The organism is Brachybacterium sp. 107 (assembly GCF_052379725.1).
Classification (GTDB): Bacteria; Actinomycetota; Actinomycetes; order Actinomycetales; family Dermabacteraceae; genus Brachybacterium.
The window spans coordinates 1-3,887 of sequence record NZ_JBQSYW010000039.1; the positions used below are offsets into that span (position 1 = coordinate 1).

Sequence of the window (3,887 nt, forward strand, 5' to 3'; positions counted from 1 at the left end):
ATCAATGCGGAGAGCCATGGACGCGACCGAATTCAGTGACCTCGATGGTGATGCCCTCACCGTCACCACGAACCCCGATGGCGTGTGGATCACGTGCACCCAGGGCCCACATGAGGTCACGGTGGGACCGTTGCCGATGAATGATCTGCTCGGGGCACTGGGCAGGACCGCCACGTTGACAGGCGCGAGGGGATGACGGCAGCGCCATCGCTCACGCGGGGCCCGCACCTCGCAGGAACTGATCGGTGGCCCTGTCCGTCAGCTCGTCGAGCAGAGACACGTCGACCATGTCGCCATTGATCAGCGTCGCGATGCCCTGCATCGTCGCGACCAGCACGATGCTCACCCGTTCGGGATCCCCGGATGCCACGTCCCCGGATTCCTGCCCCTGCGTGATCAGGCCGAACATCAGGGCGAAACCGGGCTCGGCGGCGGCGCGCACGTCCTCGGCGCCCTCGCGATGCTTGCTGGAGAACATCAGCTCCAGCAGGGCGGCGTTGTCCGTCGCGAAGCGCACGAAGGTGTTCACAGCGGCTCGCAGCCGCGCGGGGAAGTCCTCGCCGGCGCGGTCGAGCGTGCGTCGAACCTGAGATTCCAGGCGTTCGAAGCCGGTGATCGCCAGCGCGTCCAGCAGCGCCTGCCGGTCGCGGACGTGACGACGCGGCGCCCAACAGGGCATCACGGAGGCTTCCGTGATGGTAGGGCCGCTCGGCCGCGGTCATCTCAGTCCTGCACGTCTCGGCCACGGTCCGCTCATCCCGCGCGATGCCGCGCGTCCAGCTCCCCGGCCAGCACCTTCATGAGCTCGAAGCGTGACGTCACGCCGATCTTGCGGAAGATGTTCGTGAGCCGCAGCTCCACGGCCCGCACGGAGAGGAACAGCTCGTGGGCGATGGCCTGGTTCTTCGCACCCGTCGCGAGCAGCTCGACGACCGCCAGCTCCTTCTCGGTGAGGAGATCGAGCAGGGGAGTCGTCTCAGGGAGCTCCTCGGCGGGTGCGCAGGGAGCGCCCCCCACCTCCACGCCGATCTCGCGGAAGATCTCTCGGGCCCGCAGCGTCGCCGTCTCGGCCTCCTGCCGCTGACCCAGGCGACCGTGCAGGAACGCGAGGAGGTACAGGGCGCGTGCCCGGAGGTACTCGTGGTCGCCGTCGGCCCAGGTGTCCAGCGTCGTGCGGAGCGCCCGGAGGGAGGCCTCGTCGTCCAGCACGAGGGTGTCGCAGATCGCGAGGGCGCGCGCCGCCCACGCCGAGGGCATCTCGCGTGCCGAGGCGTGGAACTCGGCGAGGATCTCCTGGGCGGCGCTGCGGCGCCCGACCCGCACCAGGACGGCGATGAAGTCGACGTGGAATCGCAGGAGCTGCGGGTTCCGCAGCGGGCCGGAGAGATGGCGGGCCCGATAGAAGTAGTCCGCAGCCAGCTCGAACTCGTGCCGGGACATGGCGATCCGTGCCTGACGGATGGCGACCTGCGCCTCCTGGGCGGCGCCGGCGCCCGGGGTGACCAGGCGGATCCCCGTGTGCAGACCCTCCGTCGCCGCGTCGACGTCCCCATCCATCGACGCGATCATCGAGGCCATGTACGCGTGGTTGACCACGAAGTGCGACTGGCTGCGGACGAAGAGGTCGATCTGGGCGAAGGCGTCGCGGGCCCGGTGGTACTGGCCCGCACGGAGCTCGTTGGAGAACGTCACCTGCAGGGCGAAGATCGTCCAGAACGTGCCGACGTGCGGACTGTGGTTGGTGACGTCCTCCAGGGCCGAGCGCGCCTCGGCGTAGCGCTCGGCCAGGGAGAGGGCGCGCGCGGTGAGGATGCGGGACGCCTCGACCCCCAGACCGTCCCTGATGATCCCGGACCGCCTGCTGACGTCGCACTCCCCGGGCAGGCTCTTCCCGGTCAGTCCCGCCTCGTACGCAGCGGCCAGCTCGGTCAGGGCGCGCACGATAGGGGCCTGGTCCCCGGCGAGGGAGGCGCCGCGGGCGATGAGTTCCTGGGCGCCCGTGAGCTCCCAGCGCTCGAGCCGGGCGATCGCTGCGACGCAGAGCAGCTCGGCGCACTCGGTGGGGTGCGACGTCCCGAAGGCTTCCACGGTGCGCTCGATGCCGTGGGCGACCACCTCCTGGCGACGGATGTAGTCCAGGAGCACTGTGAGCAGGGCGAGCCCCGGGGGGACGGCCACATCGAGGTCGCGGCCCCGGGCCATGTGCAGGTAGCGCCGGGCCAGGTTGAAATGCGCATCCAGCAGCAGCGTCATCGACAGCCGACACAGGTGCTCGGAGAGGTCGCCCTCGGAGTTCAGCGCGAGGCCGCGTTCGGCGAAGTCGACCGCGAGCCGGGTCCAGCCCTGTTCCGCGAAGGCCCGGGCGGCCGTCAGGAGATCGGGGCTGTGCCGCGGATCGTGCTCGACGTAGCTCGCGTGCCAGGTGCGCAGCTCGGGATAGCCCTCGCCCGCAGCACCGGCGAGCTCCGCGTGGATCGCCAGGCGGCCGCGGGCGGTCAGTGCCCGGTACGCGGCGGAGCGGATCGGCGACGAGACGATGTAGATGCGGCCGTACTCCTGGATCACGAAGCCGGAGGCGACCAGCTCGTCCAGGGCCTCCCGCGAGGTGCCTTCGACGCGGTCGAAGAGCCCCACGGGCGTGAAGGGCGAGGTCGACAGATAGTCCAGCGACTCCCGGGCGATCGCGCTGAGCGTGGCCAGCTCGGCCTCGATGAGCGTGGCGAACCTCGACCCCGTGCGCATCGCGATGGGGAAGGGGGCCTTGCCCGTGAGCACGTGCTCCGGGAGCTCGTCAAGGATGCTCTTGAACGCCATGGGGCTCCCGCCGGAGGCGCTGGCCACATGCTCCAGCGCAGAGACGGCCGTCGAGGAGGGCGTCAGCGAGCGGCCCAGGTCCAGGAGATCGCAGATGTCCAACGGTTCCATGCGCAGGCGATGCAGGCCGTGGAAGGGGCTGCTGGGCGGCATGTCGCACACGGAGATCACCACCCGCAGCTCCGTGATCCCGGAACGGCGGATCACATATCCCAGAATCTCCTGGCTGGCAGGATCCAGGAGGTCGGCATCGTCGATGACCACGAGGGACGGTTCGCGACGGAAGGACTCGATGCTCGCGTACAGGCTCTGAGAGATGGCCTGCGGCGTCGACCCGATCCCGGGGTGCAGGAGATCCGAGATGGACGCGAGGCAGTTCGTGTCGAGCACGCTGTCGAGAGTGGCGAGCAGCGCTGATAGGCCGGCGTAGGGCCAGGACTCCTCGATCTCACTGCCGCGCATGGCGACCACGGGCATCGCGCTGGAGGCGGCGAGCTCCTTGAGGAGCACACTCTTGCCGGATCCCTCGGGGCCGAGGACGGCGACGGGCTGGGGCGCGTCGGCGGTGACGATCTCGGTGAGATCCGCCAGCTCGCGTGCTCTGCTGAAGTACGCCATGACTTCGTGAACTCCGACTTCCCATGAGCGCTGCGCCACTGTGTGCTCAGATCTGCAGAGTGCCCCGATCCGTGAACGACGTGACGGGCGCGCCCATGCCCTCTCGACGTTGCATGGTCCGTGCTGCCCCGGTGCACCGCTGACTCGCGGAAAGCGCCATCATCTAAGATTCTGGCACCGGTTCACCTCGCGATGCTCCGCTTTCGCGGAGAGACGTTGTTCACGATGTCGTCGACAATCGCGCTGGTGACGAGTTCCGGGTGGCGCCCGCGGAGACGCGGCCAACCGACCCGTGGGGTCGACGGCAACTCGTCGGTGCTCCTATCTCCCCTGGTCAGCGGCACCTCCCAGCGCCGCTGGCCCGCGTGGACCACCAGTCCCACGCCCGGCGCATGAATGCAGGCGCACCCCCGGCTAGATCCGACGCACATGTCGGAAAATGTGCGGTACGCGAG

3 protein-coding genes are annotated in these 3,887 nt (G+C 69.3%); all 3 read right to left on the minus strand.

From position 1 onward, the window contains the following. Nucleotides 1–211: 211 nt before the first annotated feature. Nucleotides 212–679: a TetR/AcrR family transcriptional regulator gene (locus ACT3UL_RS19140; protein WP_444579992.1), complete on the minus strand. Its 468-nt coding sequence runs from the start codon at nt 677–679 to the stop codon at nt 212–214. A gap of 74 nt (nt 680–753) precedes the next feature. Then, complete coding sequence (locus tag ACT3UL_RS19145) at nt 754–3,432, minus strand: LuxR C-terminal-related transcriptional regulator (protein WP_441448109.1); 2,679 nt, start codon at nt 3,430–3,432, stop codon at nt 754–756. Nucleotides 3,433–3,614: 182 nt separating this feature from the next. Continuing rightward, on the minus strand, nt 3,615–3,887 hold a 273-nt coding region (locus tag ACT3UL_RS19150; protein ID WP_444579993.1), incomplete at its 5' end, for a hypothetical protein.